This is a genomic window from Citrifermentans bremense, from assembly GCF_014218275.1.
Taxonomy (GTDB): domain Bacteria; phylum Desulfobacterota; class Desulfuromonadia; order Geobacterales; family Geobacteraceae; genus Geomonas; species Geomonas pelophila.
The window spans coordinates 1,394,664-1,411,885 of sequence record NZ_AP023213.1; the positions used below are offsets into that span (position 1 = coordinate 1,394,664).

The following is a 17,222-nucleotide window of genomic DNA, read 5'->3' on the forward strand; positions in this document are numbered from 1 at the left end:
GATGGCTGTGGGATTGGCATCGACTATAAGCTGAATGCCATCGCAGGAAAAAGGAAGCACTTTATCGAATAGCTATCTCTTCCTCACGAAGTGCAGGCGCTCCCTGTCATGAACAATTATAAGTAGTAGAAATATTTAATATTAAAAATATTCCAGAGGGTTAATCGCCGGGGTATATCTCATAGTGTTTACAGATTGTCGTTCGCGTGAGGCCGATATAGAAGCAGAGAAGTTGTGTCCCGAGGTGGATTAAATGCGAAAGCTTTGGCTGTTTCTGTTGACGATCTTTTGCAGCGGTTGCACGACGCACAGCGATGTGAACAGTGAACGGTTGAAGTCGCTGCCGTACCATTATTCGCAGTTCGACATGGCCTTGGCCTGGGAGATCAAACAGGCGGGAATGGAGACGGTTGTAGATGGTGTAGCAAAAAATCTCCGCTACGCATTCATGGACGGGATCGAGATTTGGGTTGCAGCAGTCGATGCCGCGGGCAAGACGAGAGCGCGTAATGTGTGCTTCATCCCGTACCAGGTCAAACAGGATGTGATATTTCCCTTCAGCGTAAAACTTCCGATTCCAGTGGAACAAGGCATGGTACTGAAGTTCACCTACAAGTACAAAGGTTCCGACGGAGGCGACGGAGGCGAAAACTGGATGCAGAGTTTTGAATGGGCCGTGCCGTAGTTGTAAAAGAGGAAGAAGCAGGCTTGAACCTAAGGCTCGCAAAAACTGCTGGTAGTCAGGAGGTTATATGTTTAAAGAAGGTACGAAATATACCAGGGCCGAAATAAATGCGGTTTTAGGAGGCAGCGTGCAGTCATACCTACCTACCAAAGGTGGTGAAGTTGTTGCCGCATGCCTTACGGATAAATACAATCCTAATGCTCCCAAGGTAATCTTAGTGGGACAAGGACCGATCATAGAAAGTGCTGGCAAGATGCTAGGACAACAGCTTTCACCTATTCCTATATTCATGAAGCGGGCCGTCAATGCTTGGGAATATGTAGGAAGATATAAAGCCCTACGCTACCTTACAATCCCTAGAGAAATGGAGCCATACATTAGAGCGTCAGGTCGTTCTGATGTTGTTGGAGTTCTACTGATGGAGCAGGTATAGAAAACTAAGCGAGTCAGGGGACCAGGGAAACCAGGGGGAAGCGTATAAGATTACAAGTTTCTTCTTACTGAATTTTATAAACTTATACGTGTCCACTTCGCTCTCTCCGTAGTTGTAAATGAGCAAGAAGCGAAACTTGACCTCAAGCTTTCGCAATTTAGCTGGTATAGGAGTTTAATGTGGATATAAGTGAGGTAAGATCGCCACAGCTTTTCACGATGTACTGTGAAATTCTCCACTTGCTTAAGGAACGAGGTCTGATAAGAAGCACAAACAATCCCGTTGCCGATTACGCTGAACGTCTTGTCTCAACAGCCTTGAGTCTTTCGTTGGCACCTAAATCAACCACAGGATATGATGCCGTTGACACAGAAGGCAGAAAATATGAAATAAAGGGTCGCCGTGTTACTCACCTCAACAAATCTAGGCAATTAAGTGCTATAAGAGGCCTATCTCATTGCCACTTCGATTTCCTTGCTGGAGTCCTGTTCAGGGAGGACTTTACAGTCCTAAAAGCCTGTTTAATACCACATAGTTCTGTGCATCAATTCGGCAAATTTCGAGAGCATGTAAATGCTACAATTGTTCACCTTAGGGATTCTGTTTGGGATGATCCAGAAGTTGTTGACATAACCGAGGCTGTCAAGGCTGCTCAAGCTGAATGTACCTCACAATAGTTTCGGACCAGGGATGGGCAGAGTAGAGTGGAGGCCTGGGGGCAGGTCTTTAATCTAAACAATGCCGTTAGCCAAGCTGGCTCAAAAATTCAAGAAACAAGATCTGACCCCCAAGCTTCGTTGGTCAAAACACACTGAAAGGGGGAGAAATGGCACAAATAAATATCAACTGGCATTGGATAACATATGAAATAGGATCTAAGTGGAAAAAAGATGTACTGCCCCAGTTGGGAAAATTGGAAATATCAGAATCGGACCTGTCTAGTTCTGTGTATGTAATAAGGGTCGCTGGGTACTTTGCAATAAAATATCCTAAGGCCATATCTCCAGTTCTCTACATCGGTGAGGGCAATTTTAAAACCAGAATAGAGCAGCACCGGAACTGGCTCGGTAATATGTCAGAGATTATGAGTGAATTCCCCTTGGAAATAGCCTTTTGTCTTCCAAAATGCACAGGCAACAATCATTGTAGACATAAGGACACTGAAGCGGCGATGTTGCATGCATTTAAAGACAAATTTGGTCTTGCTCCTTTAAAAAACAAACAAATGGAGTACGCGAGAATTGATCACGAATATCTCCCAAGGTTAGCATTTAATGATGCTATTAATATAGGTAGAGGGGTCAGATGTGACTGGGCTATAGAGCCCATGCCTTCTAATATTCACTACAATGAATATCATAGAGTCTAGAGAAGTTAATTCATTTTGTTGGACAATCCGGACGGGAGGAATCAATCTCCATTTTTTTTTAAGCCAATGTTGTACGGGCAGGGGGAAGGTCTTTATTCTTGAATTGTTTTGTTTAGGCAGCACCCAAAATCAAGAAACAAGACCTGATAATCATCTAAAAGGCACCTCCTTGCATAGCAAGAGAGCAAACATCTTCCTGATATGCTGTTACCGAGACGCCAATCTCGTAACATCAGGAGGTGCCCGATGAAACTGTACTCTGGAATAGATCTCCATTCAACCAACAGCTATTTGGCAATCATCGACGGTAAGGGGAAGCGCATCTTCCATGAGAAGCTGCCTAATGACATCACAACGATTGTCCAACGACTTGAGTTATTCGCTGGCACTCTACAAGGAGTGGGACAGCATCGAGGCTGTGATCGAGAGAAAGCTTAAACTGGAGGACAGGTACAAACTGTTACTCACTGTTCCTGGCATCGGCAAGATCATAGCTTTAACCATCATGCTCGAAACTGGTCCGGTGGATCGGTTTCAAAATGTCGGCAACTATGCCTCATACTGTCGACTTGTCTCCTCACGGTGGACTAGCAACGAAAAGACAAAAGGAAAAGGCAACAAGAAGAACGGCAACAAGTACCTCTCTTGGGCCTTTTCTGAAGCTGCTGAATTTGCACGACGCTATGATGAAAGAGCCAGAGCCTATTACAACCGCAAGTTGAGAAAGACCAACTTCATGGTAGCCCATACAGCGCTTGCACACAAACTGGCGAGGGCCGCGTACCACATCATGCGGGACCAAGTCGAATTTGTGCAGGAAAAGATATTCACATAGGAACTGGCTGGAGCGGTGAGCCCGCCTAGGGGTTGGGAAAACCACGAGACCTGATTGGCAGCCGCTCCTCCCAGACATACTAGGTTATCGACGTCTTTACTGCCATGCCGTGAGCCAGCAAGGGGCTGGTTAACAACCATTAGACCTGAAACAATCGATTGGACACGGCCTGGAACCGAAGGTTTTCTGGTCCGCAAAAAGCGGAAGGGGCCAAGCTTCGCATACTTCCTAAGTGGCCTTGATCCTGATGGGTGACTGGGTGCAGCAAAGGCTGACATCCGAAGTGAACGAAATAACGGCAATGTACGGATGGCGACGACCGACAACAGCAGGGCTTGAAGAAACACCTTCTTGCTTACGGGACGTTTTTGCCCTTGACCGGCAGCCTTTTAATGGGTGACCCCCAGGCCCCATGACCCCCAGGCCCCAGGTGGGGAGACTAAGAGCCGTGAATAGGGTGGGCAAGTCTTGTTTTTGATTTTCCCATTTGCCGATGGCTGGAATTCAAGAATAAACCTGACCCCCAGGCTTCTTGACCGATACGATGAGCTTACTGGGTGCAAGGCATGGAACCGACCTTAGATTTCACAGAGTGGTTTGACCGCAAAGGACTGGATAGCTATGAGATGATGTTTGCTGACCAAGGGATGAATATCGTTTTTAACGAGGAAATTGCCAATGGCTTTATGCGATACATTATCCGCATGAATCTACTAGAGGCATGCAACAACAACAGAATCATTGCCTGTCTTGTTTGTGGCGGCCCATTTATAGTCAGCGGAGGCTTGTGTAAGTGTTATCAAACTGTTCCTGATCGTCATAATTTCCGTTGTTTCATCTCTGATGAACTTTGGATAGATGTGGATAATGTTTTTAAGAAAATTAAAAATGGGATAAAGCTCAGAAGGCTTAGGAAAACTCGAATTCTTCTAGAGAATGAGGCCTCTGGATCATATGACACAACAGACTTGGAGATAATATATAAGCTGCAAGTAGGATTGTGTTATTACTGCATGTGTCCAATATATAGTTCGGGTGCTGAGAAGTTTACCATAGATCACCTTATGCCGCTATCGTCAGGTGGCTCTCACTGGCCAGCGAACATTGCTTTAGCATGTAAAAGCTGCAATTCAAAGAAATCATGGACATCCGAAAGGTTTTATATCAAAAAAATCAGAAGCGTTAAAAGTGATGAATGGGTCCAGGAGCATAAGGAGTTTGTTTCATACATCAAGAGGCACAAGAGGAAAATTTTTGGGCCATTGTGTGACGAATGAGTTAGTAGGTACGGTTACGTGGCCTGGGGGGCAGGTCTTGAATCTTGACATTACCACCACCAGCGGGCTTCTAAATTCAAGAAATAAGACCTGATAATCATCAAAAAGGCACCTCCTGGCATAGCAAGAGACAAAACCATTGTTGGCAATGCTGGATTGCCACATAACGGACAGCCTTTTTAATGGGTGCCCCCCAGTCTTCCCACACCGAACAGCATAAGGAAAAAACAGTGAATAATGATGCTCGCATTGTAACCATTCAGTTCATGCAGTTTAAAGCATTAAAACAATTCACTTTAAATCTCCATCAAATCAACATACTGGTCGGTCAAAACAATTCTGGCAAGTCAACAATAATCGGTGCCCTACGTGCGCTGGCAAGCGGACTCCGAATCGCTCGAACCAAAACTCCGAGTCCTGTAGATTTCGAGTCCGGCCGGAGGTTAGCCTATAATGTCCCTGAAGATAGCTTGCCAATATCCTTGGAAAATGTTCATACAGATTATTCACTAGATGATTCACAAGTTACTTTCAAACTGAGCAACGGAAACAAACTTCACCTAGTCTTTCCAAAAGATGGTGGTTGTTTCCTCGTTCCTGATGCGCAAGGATACCCAATAACATCTGTTTCAATATTCAAGAGAAAGTTTCCCATAACTTTAACTGTGGTGCCTGTTCTTGGGCCCGTTGAACATAGAGAGCAACTGCGCGAGAAAAGTACGATTGTAAGCGGGCTTTCCACTCATCGCGCTTCAAGACATTTTAGAAACTATTGGCATTATTTTCCAGAGGACTTTGATGCATTCGCCGGTCTTGTTAGCGCGACATGGCCAGGAATGACTATAAATCCGCCTGAAATCGGCGACAAAATGGTCGGCGAATTGAGTATGTTTTGCATTGAAGATAGAATGACCAGAGAACTCTATTGGGTGGGCTTTGGCTTCCAGATATGGTGTCAACTTTTGACACATCTGTCTCGTGCAAGGGGAACGTCGTTGGTTGTAGTTGATGAGCCTGAAGTTTATCTCCATCCTGATATTCAACGCCAGCTATTGGCTGTGTTAAGAGATGCAGGGCCTGATGTCTTGTTGGCAACACACTCAACCGAGATTATGGCAGAGGCTGACCCTAGTGAGCTTGTGTTCATAGACAAAAACAAAAGATCAGGCGAGCGACTCCGAGACGTGACCGGAGTACAACGTGCCTTGGAAGCAGTCGGGTCGGTCCAGAACATCACGCTAACAGCTCTTGCTCGCAATAGACATGTTCTATTTCTTGAAGGGACAGATGACTTTCGCCTGCTACGCAGGTTTGCCCGAAAACTTGGCCTTTTGGAATTGAGCGCTGGAGTGGGTATCACTCCGTTAGAATCAGGAGGTTTTGGATCTTGGTCTAGGATAACAACCCTCGCCGCTGGGATTGCTGATGCGCTTGGTGCCCCATTGATAATCGGAGCTGTTTATGACCGAGATTACTTTTGTGATGAAGAAATCGAAAAGGTAAAGTCTTGTCTATCACAACATCTCAGTCTTGCACATGTGCACCAGTACAAGGAAATTGAGAACTATCTACTTGTTCCTTCGGCACTTGATCGTGCCATCAAACGAGCAGTGCTTGAGCGTGTCGCGCGTGATGGTGAAGAAATTCCTTCGCTACCAGATACCTATGAGTTGTTACAAAAGCTGACAGATCCGCTGAAGGATGAAATCCAATCACAGATTATTGCACGCCGAAACGTCTTCCTACGCGCTAACGGTAAAGATCAGGCAGATATTACTCTTGAAACCATCGCCCGGTTCACACCCAAGTGGAATGATTTATCCCTTAGGCTGGTTCTTCTCCCCGGGAAGGAGGTGCTAAGAATGCTGCGTGATCAAATACAGTCGCTGTTGGGCATATCTCTTACTGATTCGCGTATTATCGAAGCTATGCATAAAGACGAGATAGCTCCAGATCTGGTGGAGCTATTAGAATCTCTCGAAGATTTTAGAAATGGATAGAATGATTTGACTAAACATGGCATTCAAAAAAATACATGCACTTTGGGCTTTTTTAACAAGCTTGTCAGAGCTACTCCAGACCAACTTGCGCATTATGCAATGATTCAAGTCTGCGGCAAGGTCACTCTTCGCAGCACGGGGAAGTCTTTGGGAAAAACCTATGGTAGTGGCGATCAGGTGTTGTAATTATAGATACTTACAGCGTTCAGGTTCAAGGATGTGAGGTAGCAACTATAATTCAGTTGCAAAAAAGTTGTATTATGGTGTAATAATGACACTCCGTCCCCGAAAGGTCCTTCATGTCAAGATATGAAAAACTCCTAAAGCGGCTGAAAGCCAAGCCGAAAGATTTCACGTGGTCTGAGGCTACTTCTCTACTGCAACATTTCGAGTTTGAATTGTTGAAAGGGGACGGCTCACGCCGAAAATTTTATCACAAGGCAAAAAAGGTATTAATTACAGTGCACAAACCTCACCCTGGTAACATACTGAAGGAGTATGTTATAGATCTAATTATCACCGGCCTTGAGGATGGAGGATTTCTATGATGAACGATATTTTTGAATATCAAGGGTATTCAGGGTCAATTCAAATTAGTGTTAAGGATAATTGCCTGTTCGGGAAAATTCTTTTCATCAATGATGTTATCACATATGAAGCAGATAACATCAAAGAATTGAAAAACGAATTTATATCAGCAGTCAATGACTATATAGAAACATGTAAAGAGATTGGAAAAGAGCCAGATCATCCGTTTAAGGGTTCTTTTAACGTGAGAGTCAAATCAGAGCTGCATCGTAAAGCTTCTATAAGGGCCTTTACGGAAAAAATTTCTTTGAATGAACTTGTTTCGAAGTCAATCGAAACATACCTTACCAACACAAACAATACGGTTATTGAACACCATAGCCATACCCACAATCATTACCATAGTGAACAGAAATCTATGCCCTTTACTTTTTCTTCTGGAGGAGACGAATGGACGGCAAAAAACATCTCGGCCCGGATGTCTCACTAGTTAGTTACACGTTGCGGAGTTGCAACGCGGAGAGAGTTCTTGAACTCGAACCTGATTCGGGTGGTGATCTTCAGATCACCAATGAGTTGCATGCACCTTCTGATATAAAAACACTTAAGCCTGGAGATAAATATACTCTGCGGTTAGGTATGAAGGTTGTAGGTAAACTCAAAGATACGGAAGAAGTCGCTTTTTTCTGTGAATGTATGTTCGAAGGTCTATTTTCGGTTACTCCTTCTAATGACACAGAAGTTGCCGTTGTTGAGGACATCAGATTCTGGGCTTTGCCATTTTCCCAGATCAGTCCTATTGTCTCTCAATACATTACGGACACCCTTGCAAAGATGGGCCTCCGTGATATCGTTGTTCCACCAGCAGAAATAGCAAGATTTGTAGAAGTCGAAGATCCACCTAAAAAGAAAAGAGCAAGAGGCAAGGCTAAATCTTGATGCGTCCTGTGGGGGGGCTTGAGAGTATCTTTGGGCTTCCCAGGATTATTGTTGTAAGATAGGCGTTTAGCGCTTGAAAGCGATGGACGACCGCTTCCACCAACGTTTGCCAAGGCTTCGGTTGGCTCGCCAGAGCCAGCCGGAGCCTTTTTGCTTTGTCACCTGACGCTTTTTGAGGGGCAGAGGGGTCAGAGCTTGAATTTGTCGTGGATAAATGTATAACTCCTCATATAGAGGAGGCTGGCCATGGCACGACCACTCCGTATCGACTTTCCTGGAGCTTTCTACCAAAGGGGCAGAGGGGTCAGAGGGGCAGAGGGGTCAGAGCTTGAATTTGCCGTGGATAAATGTATAACTCCTCATATAGAGGAGGCTGGCCATGGCAAGACCACTCCGTATCGACTTTCCTGGAGCTTTCTACCACGTTACCTCACGAGGTGATGAGAAGTGCGACATTTTCAAAAGTGCACGGGACCGCCTCAAATTTTTGGAATACTTGGCTTCCACTGTAGATCGGCATGGCGCAGTCATTCACGGTTATTGCCTCATGACGAACCACTATCATCTTCTTCTCGAAACTCCCCATGCTAATCTCTCACAGATCCTGCACCTTCTAAATGGGTCCTACACCACCTACTTCAATGTTAAACGCAAAAGGGCAGGGCATCTCTTCCAAGGCAGGTTTAAAGCCATCCTCGTTGAAGCTGATCAGTATGCTCTAGAGTTGTCGCGGTATATGCATCTCAACCCTGTCCGTGCTGGTATGACAAAGGAGCCGGCAACCTATCAGTGGTCGAGCTACCTCGCCTATATCGGCAAAATTCCGGGGGCAGAGGGGTCAGAGCTTGAATTTGCCGTGGATAAATGTATAACTTCTCATATAGAGGAGGCTGGCCATGGCAAGACCACTCCGTATCGACTTTCCGGGGCCTGGGGGTCAGGTCTTTATTCTTGAATTAGTTTGTTTAGGCTGCTCGGCAAAATCAAGAAACAAGACCTGACCCCCAGGCTTAGGCACGGAACTGGTATTACAAGGACACGGGAATGACGGCCCTTGGTCTGCTGAGGATGATGCAGAAATTATGATTTTGTCAGGGAGGCAATTCAAGGGTCAATGCCGCTTGAATTGTATGGCCTCAAGGCTTGCGGTTTCAAAGGAAGCGGATAGTATAAAAGTTGCGTAACCAACCCTCACTTCTTCCCTACCTTACTCTACTTTTCATTCATGCACTTTAAGGAGGCGATGTCCCGATGACACAGGCCACCTCAGAGACACACCATGAAGATGCACCGGGTCTTATCAGCCAGAAGATATCTCGTCAGCTGGAAAAGAAAATGAGTAATGAAGAAATACGGAGAGCGTATCTGCCATCAAATGTGAGGATTCTGCTGGTTGCTGAATCACCACCATCAAGCTGCAAATTCTTCTATACGGGTAGTGGTATGACGCGCCACACAAGGAGGGCATTTGAGAACGCGTTCGGACTCAAATTCGACAGCACTGGACATTTTCTTGAATACTTTAAGGATTGTGGCTGTTATTTAGACGACCTGACAAAGACCTCAGTAAACAAGCTACCATGTATCGATAGAGAACAGTTGCTCCACTCTAGCATTCCTCACTTGTCCGAACGTATCAAGCAGATGCAGCCGGTCGTGGTTGTTACTGTACTGAAGAGAATTGAAGCGCAGGTACTGGAGGCGATCGACAAATCCGGAATACACACAGAAACGTATACTCTACCATTCCCTGGCAACGGGCATCAGAACAAGTACATTGAGTCACTTGCTGAAATTCTCAAACAGCATCTTCCCATTATAACTGCACAGTGAGCCTTGCGATACTGGATTGATGAATTTAACCAGTAAAAGGGGGAGAGGGGGCAGGTTCAACTTAGTGATATTTCAGCAACAAAGGTACCAAGGCAGTTCGAACGGGACGATCCGCTCCGTCAACTTCCGCACCGTTACCGCAGAGGAAGGATGAATGATCATGATGGATTTTCCGCCATTCTGGAGAGAGCTTGAGACGTTACTTACTGGTTTTGCATCCACCTCGACTGTGTTCAACCAATATCGCGATTGCAACCAAGGGGGCAGAGGGGTCAGAGCTTGAATTTGCCGTGGATAAATGTATAACTCCTCATATAGAGGAGGCTGGCCATGGCAAGACCACTCCGTATCGACTTTCCTGGAGCTTTCTACCACGTTACCTCTCGAGGTGATGAGAAGTGCGACATTTTCAAAAGTGCACGGGACCGCCTCAAATTTTTGGAATACTTGGCTTCCACTGTAGATCGGCATGGCGCAGTCATTCACGGTTATTGCCTCATGACTAACCACTACCATCTTCTTCTCGAAACTCCCCATGCTAATCTCTCACAGATCCTGCACCTTCTAAATGGGTCCTACACCACCTACTTCAATGTTAAACGCAAAAGGGCAGGGCATCTCTTCCAAGGCAGGTTTAAAGCCATCCTCGTTGAAGCTGATCAGTATGCTCTAGAGTTGTCGCGGTATATGCATCTCAACCCTGTCCGTGCTGGTATGACAAAGGAGCCGGCAACCTATCAGTGGTCGAGCTACCTCGCCTATATCGGCAAAATTCCTGAGCCCGCTTGGCTTACCTGCAGATTCATCCGTGGCCTTCTTTGCCAAAGCAGTGAAGCCGCCAACCGATACCGTGAGTTTGTTGAGGACCTGCTTGGGAAGGAGTACGTTTCCCCGTTGGCTGGTGCCGTCGCCTGTGCAGTCTTGGGAAGTCCCGACTTCATTGAAGAGATAATGGCTGATTATGTAGATAATGAGCGTGCAAGGGCAGATCTACCGGCAGTCAAAGCACTTCACCATCGATATGGCATCGAGAATATAATTTCCAAAGTGGATGAGAAAGGTTTGGCGCCACAGCTGGCCAGGCAGGTTGCGATCCACCTTTGCCACCGTTATTCCGGCGCCAGATTGTCCGAAATCGGTGGCTACTTTGAGTTAAGCTATTCGGGGGTCTCAAAGGTTAGTACCAAGTTGGAAAAATTGCTGATGTCGAACTCAGAATTGCAGCTCATTGTGCGCGAGATCCTTTGTGAACTCGGTAGGGGCAAATTCAAGCTCTGACCCCTTTGGTGCTCTTTGAGTTAAGCTATTCGGGGGTCTCAAAGGTTAGTACCAAGTTGGAAAAATTGCTGATGTCGAACTCAGAATTGCAGCTCATTATGCGCGAGATCCTTCATGAACTCGGTAGGGGCAAATTCAAGCTCTGACCCCTTTGGTGCTCTAGTTGTCAGCCAGAGTTGCCAGCCATGCCTCATGGACGCCGACCTGCCGCCCGAAAAACCTGGGCGGACGGGCCCACACGTAGCTGCTTCAAAAAGCGATAACAGACGAAAGATTGCCCCCTCTACTGATCTCTCTGGACCTCCATCGGACGCTCTCCGCGTTCTTCTACACCCACACTCAAGCGGCGCCCTCGCATTGTGATAAACTCATAACCTCGCCAAGGCTTCGGTTGGCACAGACACGTGGACTGATCCGTTCTGCCATCATTCACCGACACATGGGAGGAAACAGCATGGACGCTACATTGGTGCAACGAGCATACACTGCTGTCTTGGAGCATTTCATGAAGAGCGGACGGGCTCCTCATTATACGGAGCTCGCTGCAATTCTCGGAGTGTCACCTGAAGAAGCCAGACAGGCGCAGCACCAGGCCGCGGAATCTTCCATCGGCTGCTGGTTTGCCAAAGACACGGACTACGTCGAGTCCTGGGCCCCTTTCTCCAACCTGCCGACCCAATACCTCGTGACCATCGAAGGGGAACAGAAATGGTACGGCCAGTGAGGGCTCGAAGTGCTGGCCGTGCGCTGGCTTTTCCCTCGTAAAGAGATCCACATCGAAACCAGATGCCTCGATTGCGGGGACCCGATCCGCATCCGCATGCGTGACGACGAGATCCTCGAGGTTGATCCCCCTACCGCCGTCGGACACATGAATCTCCCCTTTGCGAAGGTCTTGACGGGAGCAGTGAGCTGGGGCGCGGGTTGAAGCCGCATGAACCTCTTCCGGTCGGAAGATCATGTGAAGAATTGGGCGCTTTACAATCCAGATTCGGCTGACTCCATCATGCCCTTGTCCACCTGGGCGGAAGTCTTCAGTGGCCCCCTTTGCACGAGTCGCCTGCAGCCTGATTATCTCTCCCGTATCCACGAGCACGCCAGCCAATTGGTAGCGTCGCTAAAGAAACTGGGGAAAGAGGGCCCCTTCTGGATGCCGGAATGAGTAGGGCAAAGGCGCAGGAAACGGCCCTTATCACCCGAAACGGCCGATAACTTCCAAATCGCTGTCTGTAACTTCTAAATCACGATCTACAACTTGTAACCTGCGATCGACAACTTCTAAACCGCGATCAACAATTTATAAATCGCGAGCTACAACTTGTATATTGCAGTTGGTAAGTTTTCAATCGCAATTCATAACTTCCAAATCGCGATCGATAAGTTACAAATTGCGATTCACATTTAATAAACTACGGTTTACAAGTTGTAAATCGCTCCTTGTATTTAATCTATCGCGGTTTACAGCTTACAGATCGCAGTTGATAAGTTACAACTCGCAGTTTGCCGCTTGTATGTCGCGATCGACAAGTTGTGCGACTCGTGTCAGGACTTGTAGTCCACGTGAGGCGGGAAAAGGGTGGGGCGGCAACACCTACGGCACAAGGGATGGCCGATTCCAGAGGGGAAATTGGGAAAAAGGAAAGCCGGGGCGCCTGACAGCGCCCCGGCTTTTTTGTCATCTAAAAGCGTGTTACTTGTCGCAATCGAAGAGGGATCAGGTTGCTGTACCGTCCCCACCTTCACCATGTTCCGCTGGCGTTGCGTTAGGGGCTTCGGGAGTTGCCGGAACCGCCCTGCCCCTGTTGTGCAACCTCCTGTCTTTGACGGATTCGAACCCCGATGCGATAAGGATATCGGGAGTGTGCACCGCGGCCATTTCCAGGATAAGGGCGATCTCGTCAAGGTAAATCACAAGCTGTGACTGGAGGACTTCGCGTTCCGCGATCACCAGCTTACTGCCCAACATGGACTCATGATAGACGGCATCGTGCTTCGCCGATACGGCGAGATACGATTGGAGCAACGACGGGTTCGCTGCCCAAGTCGAATCCGGAATCCTGGTTTTGTCAGCCAGAGCAGTTGCCACCTTCTGGTTGAACGAGTGAAATTTCGTAGGTGGGACATTCCTGTAGTTCCGTAAGATTCCTTGACTCACGTGCACCTCCTTCCTTCGCAATAGCGAAGCGTAGGATTCTGGGGTTGAATTAAACATCGCTAATTTAAAAGACCCGTTGAGCATACATCGCCGTACACGCAATGCAAGCTCAGAGGGCAGAAAACTCGGCCGACTCCTGGTAGCTCTGAAAATCTCTCCTGAACAAATCTAGGTATTAATAAAACCGATAAAATGCAGATAAAGTATCGATAATATGAACTTGACCTCATTGCGCAAGCTCAATATATTTCCAGAGCCTTATCTATTTTTGTTGGGGTGAGCAAGCGGATAGAGCGTGGTCTATGTTGGGCTGCGCTGCACGCTGCAAATAAACTTGAGGAGAGAGTATGAAAAGACTGCTGATTTACCCTGCTTTGTCATTGGCACTTGTGTCGACGGCCATAGCTGCGAGTTACAACTACGTGGAGCCCACCGTTTTTAAAACGTGGCTGGAGGGCAGCAAACCGGTGAAGATCGTCGACATCCAGGTTCCCGAGGAGTTCCGGAAACACCACTTCAAGAACTCGCTGGAAACAAACGCCTACCCGGTGAAAAGCGCCGAGGACAAGAAGAAGCTCGATGCAGTGCTGCCCCAGCTTACCGCCGGGCGGGAAGACATAGTCATCGTCTGCCCCCGTGGCGGCGGTGGCGCGAAAAACACCTACGACCATCTGAAAGGGAAGGGGATCGAAGAAAAGCGCCTTTTCATCCTGGAAGACGGGATGCAGGGGTGGCCCTTCAAGCAGTTGACGCTTGACGATACCAAAAAGTAAAAAAGAACGAGCTTTGTGGCCGGATTGCCTTCGGCCACAAAGCCGGTTCGCTGGCGGGACTGACGCCCTGGGGGCGGATGCTACACCTTCCGCATCACTTCCTTCAGCGCCTTGAGGGTGTACGGCTTCTGGATGTACCCTGCGAGCTCTTTGCCGGGAAATTTCTGCACCACGTCTTGTTCGCTGAACCCGCTGGACACGATCACCTTCGCCTCCGGATCGATCCGCCGCAGTTCCCGGAAGCATTCCTCGCCGTCCATCCCCGGCATGGTCAGGTCCAGGATCACGGCGCGGAGGTCCCGGTTCCCCTTGAAGATCTCTATCGCTTCGGCGCCGCTCTCGGCAAGAACCGTGGTGAAGCCGAGCTCTTTCAGGAGCTCGGAGCCGATGGTCCTTACCACCTCCTCGTCGTCGACCAGCAGGATGTTTCCCGCGCCGCTCCAGCCATCCTCGATCCTCTCCGGGACCGAAGCCTCCTGTGGGGGCGCCTCGGAGGTGGGGAGCAGCACCTGGAAGACGCTTCCTTTGCCGGGCTCGCTCGTTATCCTTATCCCCCCCTTGTGACCCCTGGCTATGCCCAGGGCCGCGGCAAGACCCAACCCCCGGCCGGTGAACTTGGTGGTGAAGAAGGGGTCGAAGACCTTGTCGAGTACCTCCTTTTCCATGCCGCAGCCGGTGTCCGCAACCTCCAGCACCACGTAGCGCCCTTCGGCCATGTCTTCTCCCAACAGCAGATCCTTCAGGCTTTCCCGGTCCAACTCGCGGTCATCGGTGCGGATGGTTATCTCGCCGCCGTTCTCGCCCAGCGCCTCCACTGAATTCATGAACAGGTTCATCAGTATCTGCCGCATCTGGTTGGCGTCGGCTTCGACCACCGGGAGCGGTTTGTGGAGCTTCAGCGTAAGGACGGCGTTGTCCGGCAGCGACGGCTCGAGGATCGGGTGCAGCTTCTCGATCAGCCGGTTCAGGTCCACCTTTTCTATGACGAACCTCCCCTTGCCGGAATAGGCAAGCATCTGCTTGGCAAGGTCCGCCGCCCTCATCGCTGCCTTCTCGATGTTGCGCAGGTTCGCCGTGATGGGGGAGGCCTCCTCTATCTTCATCAGCGACAGGTCCACGTTCCCTATGATGGCCATCAGGATGTTGTTGAAATCATGCGCCACGCCGCCGGCCAAAACTCCCAGGCTTTCCATTTTCTGCGTGTGCAGCATCTGCTGTTCCAGGCGGGCGCGCTCTTCGGCCGCTTTCTTCCTCTCGGTTATGTTCTGCCCCACCGCCTGAAACTCGGCTATCCCCCCGTGCTCGTCGAACACCGCGCGATGGGTCCATTCATGCCAGATCACCGCATCGTTGGGGCCTTTAAGCGCCTGTTCCATGGTCTGGGTCGGGTGTTGTGGCGAAAGAGTGTTCAGTCCCTGCCGGACCGGCCCCTGGTATTCGGGGAGGATAAATTCGAAAAAGCTTCTGCCGACAAGCTCTTCCTGGGGCTGGCGCAGGTCGTTTGCCAGGGCGGGGTTAACATAGGTGAGCGCGCCGTCGGGAAGGAAGGTGGCGATATACGCCGGGCTGTCCTCCGAGATCCTGCGATACAGTTCCCGGCTTTCCTTAAGCGCCTGCGCTGCGGCAATGGCGCCGGCATGGGCGGAACGGAGCATGAAAGCGATCACCGACAAAAGGATGCTGACGGTGATGCCGACGATCAGGTAGCCCCTTGACTGGCTTTTTCTCTGCTCTTGCGCAAACTGCGGCAGCGACTGGAAGGTTAACAGCCAGTTCTGGCCGAACCTTTGAAAAGACCGGGTAGTCTGCAGTTCGCCCCGGTAGCTTTCCGGCAGCTCCATGTTGGAGTCGGCGACGGAGTCATAGAGTAGCCGCGCAGGTGTCGGCTCCTTGTCGATGTATATCCTGAAGCCTATGTCATTCGGCATCTTGGGGAAGGTCGCTGAGAGAAAGTTTTTGATCCTGATGGGGCTGAATGCATAACCCTGCACCGCGCTCCGCCGCTCCTCTACCGTCTCCAAGGGGAGGCCCCGCTGGTACACGGGGATGTACATCAGCACCCCGGTCTGCTTGTCCGCCTTCGTTTCCTGCACCAGCGTCACCGGACCGGTGGTCACTGCCTCTCCCAGGTCGCGGGCTTTCGACATCGCCTCTCGCCGTAACGGATCGGAGAACATGTCGTAGCCGAAGGCACGCTGATTGCGCCAGTCGAAGGGCTCAAGGTAGATGATGGCTGTGTATTCCCGCCGCTTTCCCTCCGGCCACAACCTGTAATCAGGAAACCCTTCTCCCCTTACCCGCTGGATATGGCGCTCCAGGTCCTTTGGATGTACCACTTCGGTAAAGCCCAATCCCTGGAAGCCGGGGAAGTGCTTATCAAGCGAAAGCGACAGGGCATAGCGCCGCCACTCGTCGCGCGTCACGTTCTCGCTGGCGTTGAAGAGCCCCGCCGCTCCCCTGAGGATCTGTTCGTCATCCGTCATCCTGGTGAAGAACTTGGCCATGATCTCGTCGGCCCGGTCCTTGAACACGACCTGGGACCTGACGTTCAGGGAATGATCGTACTGGCGCCAGAAGAAGAAGGTCATGAGAAAGGAAAGGGCCATGACCAGGTACGGCAAAACATGAACGGTCTTCGCCCAAAGGGTTTCAGAAGGTGGGGTGTCGGCTGGGGGTGGGGGCATCGGCATGCGTTTTTCCCTGTGGTCACGGCTGCTGCCTGGGGAGTTTGTTGCCGACTAATTTTACTGGAACAGGCGCGAAATACAATGATACCACTGCTATCCGGACAGAAACGGTATAAGCAAAGCCCCCATTCCATGAAGGAAGCAGGGGCTTTGGTATGTAAAACAGATCCTCGAGGACCCGACGGGATTCAGTGAGATAAGTAGCTCAGATCAACGCGAGGCGAGTGGGGGAGTACCATCTCATTGTGGGTAACGTAACCCAGCCCGTTGCACACGGAGCAGGTCACCACGCCGCTTCCGTAGCAATCGCAGTCGTATTCCCATATGTCGAGCACGGGCACGAAGTACTTGTTCCCTTTTCCGTCGCATTTGGCACATGCAACTACCTTCTTACCTTCACATTCCGGGCATTTTGTCATGATCTGCTCCT

18 protein-coding genes are annotated in these 17,222 nt (G+C 49.4%); 16 read left to right on the forward strand and 2 right to left on the reverse strand.

The features are described 5' to 3' along the window. Positions 1-253: 253 nt before the first annotated feature. From GEOBRER4_RS06145 to GEOBRER4_RS20340, 15 genes are all read left to right on the forward strand, one after another. On the forward strand, positions 254-685 hold the full coding sequence (locus GEOBRER4_RS06145) for a hypothetical protein (protein ID WP_185244661.1): 432 nt from the start codon (positions 254-256) through the stop codon (positions 683-685). Between the two features lie 67 nt (positions 686-752). Then, on the forward strand, positions 753-1,118 hold the full coding sequence (locus GEOBRER4_RS06150) for a hypothetical protein (RefSeq protein ID WP_185244662.1): 366 nt from the start codon (positions 753-755) through the stop codon (positions 1,116-1,118). Between the two features lie 179 nt (positions 1,119-1,297). Then, the gene (locus GEOBRER4_RS06155; RefSeq protein ID WP_185244663.1) at positions 1,298-1,795 is read left to right on the forward strand and encodes a hypothetical protein; all 498 of its coding nucleotides are present in this window, start codon (positions 1,298-1,300) and stop codon (positions 1,793-1,795) included. 149 nt (positions 1,796-1,944) lie between these two features. Continuing rightward, positions 1,945-2,487: a hypothetical protein gene (locus GEOBRER4_RS06160; protein ID WP_185244664.1), complete on the forward strand. Its 543-nt coding sequence runs from the start codon at positions 1,945-1,947 to the stop codon at positions 2,485-2,487. Between the two features lie 343 nt (positions 2,488-2,830). After that, positions 2,831-3,322 (forward strand): transposase, encoded by a 492-nt coding sequence (locus GEOBRER4_RS06165; protein WP_185244665.1) that lies wholly within the window; start codon positions 2,831-2,833, stop codon positions 3,320-3,322. Between the two features lie 566 nt (positions 3,323-3,888). Beyond that, entirely contained in the window at positions 3,889-4,599 is a 711-nt protein-coding gene (locus tag GEOBRER4_RS06170) for an HNH endonuclease (protein WP_185244666.1), read from the forward strand. 230 nt (positions 4,600-4,829) lie between these two features. Then, positions 4,830-6,599 (forward strand): ATP-dependent nuclease, encoded by a 1,770-nt coding sequence (locus GEOBRER4_RS06175; RefSeq protein WP_185244667.1) that lies wholly within the window; start codon positions 4,830-4,832, stop codon positions 6,597-6,599. Between the two features lie 299 nt (positions 6,600-6,898). After that, positions 6,899-7,147, forward strand: a complete 249-nt coding sequence (locus GEOBRER4_RS20335; RefSeq protein ID WP_185244668.1) for a type II toxin-antitoxin system HicA family toxin — start codon at positions 6,899-6,901, stop codon at positions 7,145-7,147. Further along, complete coding sequence (locus tag GEOBRER4_RS06185) at positions 7,144-7,617, forward strand: type II toxin-antitoxin system HicB family antitoxin (protein ID WP_197971395.1); 474 nt, start codon at positions 7,144-7,146, stop codon at positions 7,615-7,617. Before GEOBRER4_RS20335 ends, GEOBRER4_RS06185 begins: the two co-directional genes overlap by 4 nt. Then, positions 7,578-8,066 (forward strand): hypothetical protein, encoded by a 489-nt coding sequence (locus tag GEOBRER4_RS06190; protein WP_185244669.1) that lies wholly within the window; start codon positions 7,578-7,580, stop codon positions 8,064-8,066. Before GEOBRER4_RS06185 ends, GEOBRER4_RS06190 begins: the two co-directional genes overlap by 40 nt. A gap of 379 nt (positions 8,067-8,445) precedes the next feature. Continuing rightward, positions 8,446-9,021, forward strand: a complete 576-nt coding sequence (locus GEOBRER4_RS06195; protein ID WP_226377903.1) for a transposase — start codon at positions 8,446-8,448, stop codon at positions 9,019-9,021. A 296-nt stretch (positions 9,022-9,317) separates the two neighbouring features. Further along, complete coding sequence (locus GEOBRER4_RS06200; protein WP_185244670.1) at positions 9,318-9,899, forward strand: hypothetical protein; 582 nt, start codon at positions 9,318-9,320, stop codon at positions 9,897-9,899. Between the two features lie 330 nt (positions 9,900-10,229). Then, on the forward strand, positions 10,230-11,177 hold the full coding sequence (locus tag GEOBRER4_RS06205; RefSeq protein WP_185244671.1) for a transposase: 948 nt from the start codon (positions 10,230-10,232) through the stop codon (positions 11,175-11,177). Between the two features lie 505 nt (positions 11,178-11,682). Then, positions 11,683-11,901 carry a hypothetical protein gene (locus tag GEOBRER4_RS06210; protein ID WP_185244672.1) on the forward strand — a complete coding sequence of 73 codons (219 nt, stop codon included), beginning with the start codon at positions 11,683-11,685 and terminating at the stop codon, positions 11,899-11,901. A gap of 18 nt (positions 11,902-11,919) precedes the next feature. Continuing rightward, a complete protein-coding gene (locus GEOBRER4_RS20340) occupies positions 11,920-12,105 on the forward strand; it encodes an organomercurial lyase (protein ID WP_226377945.1) in 186 nt (61 codons plus the stop codon). Between the two features lie 786 nt (positions 12,106-12,891). Here GEOBRER4_RS20340 and GEOBRER4_RS06220 read toward each other — a convergent pair. Then, complete coding sequence (locus GEOBRER4_RS06220) at positions 12,892-13,332, reverse strand: hypothetical protein (RefSeq protein WP_185244674.1); 441 nt, start codon at positions 13,330-13,332, stop codon at positions 12,892-12,894. 347 nt (positions 13,333-13,679) lie between these two features. Between GEOBRER4_RS06220 and GEOBRER4_RS06225 the strand changes: the two genes are divergently transcribed. Beyond that, positions 13,680-14,105 carry a rhodanese-like domain-containing protein gene (locus GEOBRER4_RS06225; RefSeq protein ID WP_185244675.1) on the forward strand — a complete coding sequence of 142 codons (426 nt, stop codon included), beginning with the start codon at positions 13,680-13,682 and terminating at the stop codon, positions 14,103-14,105. 80 nt (positions 14,106-14,185) lie between these two features. Here GEOBRER4_RS06225 and GEOBRER4_RS06230 read toward each other — a convergent pair whose 3' ends face one another. Beyond that, on the reverse strand, positions 14,186-16,795 hold the full coding sequence (locus GEOBRER4_RS06230) for a CHASE domain-containing protein (RefSeq protein ID WP_185244676.1): 2,610 nt from the start codon (positions 16,793-16,795) through the stop codon (positions 14,186-14,188). Positions 16,796-17,222: the final 427 nt, after the last annotated feature.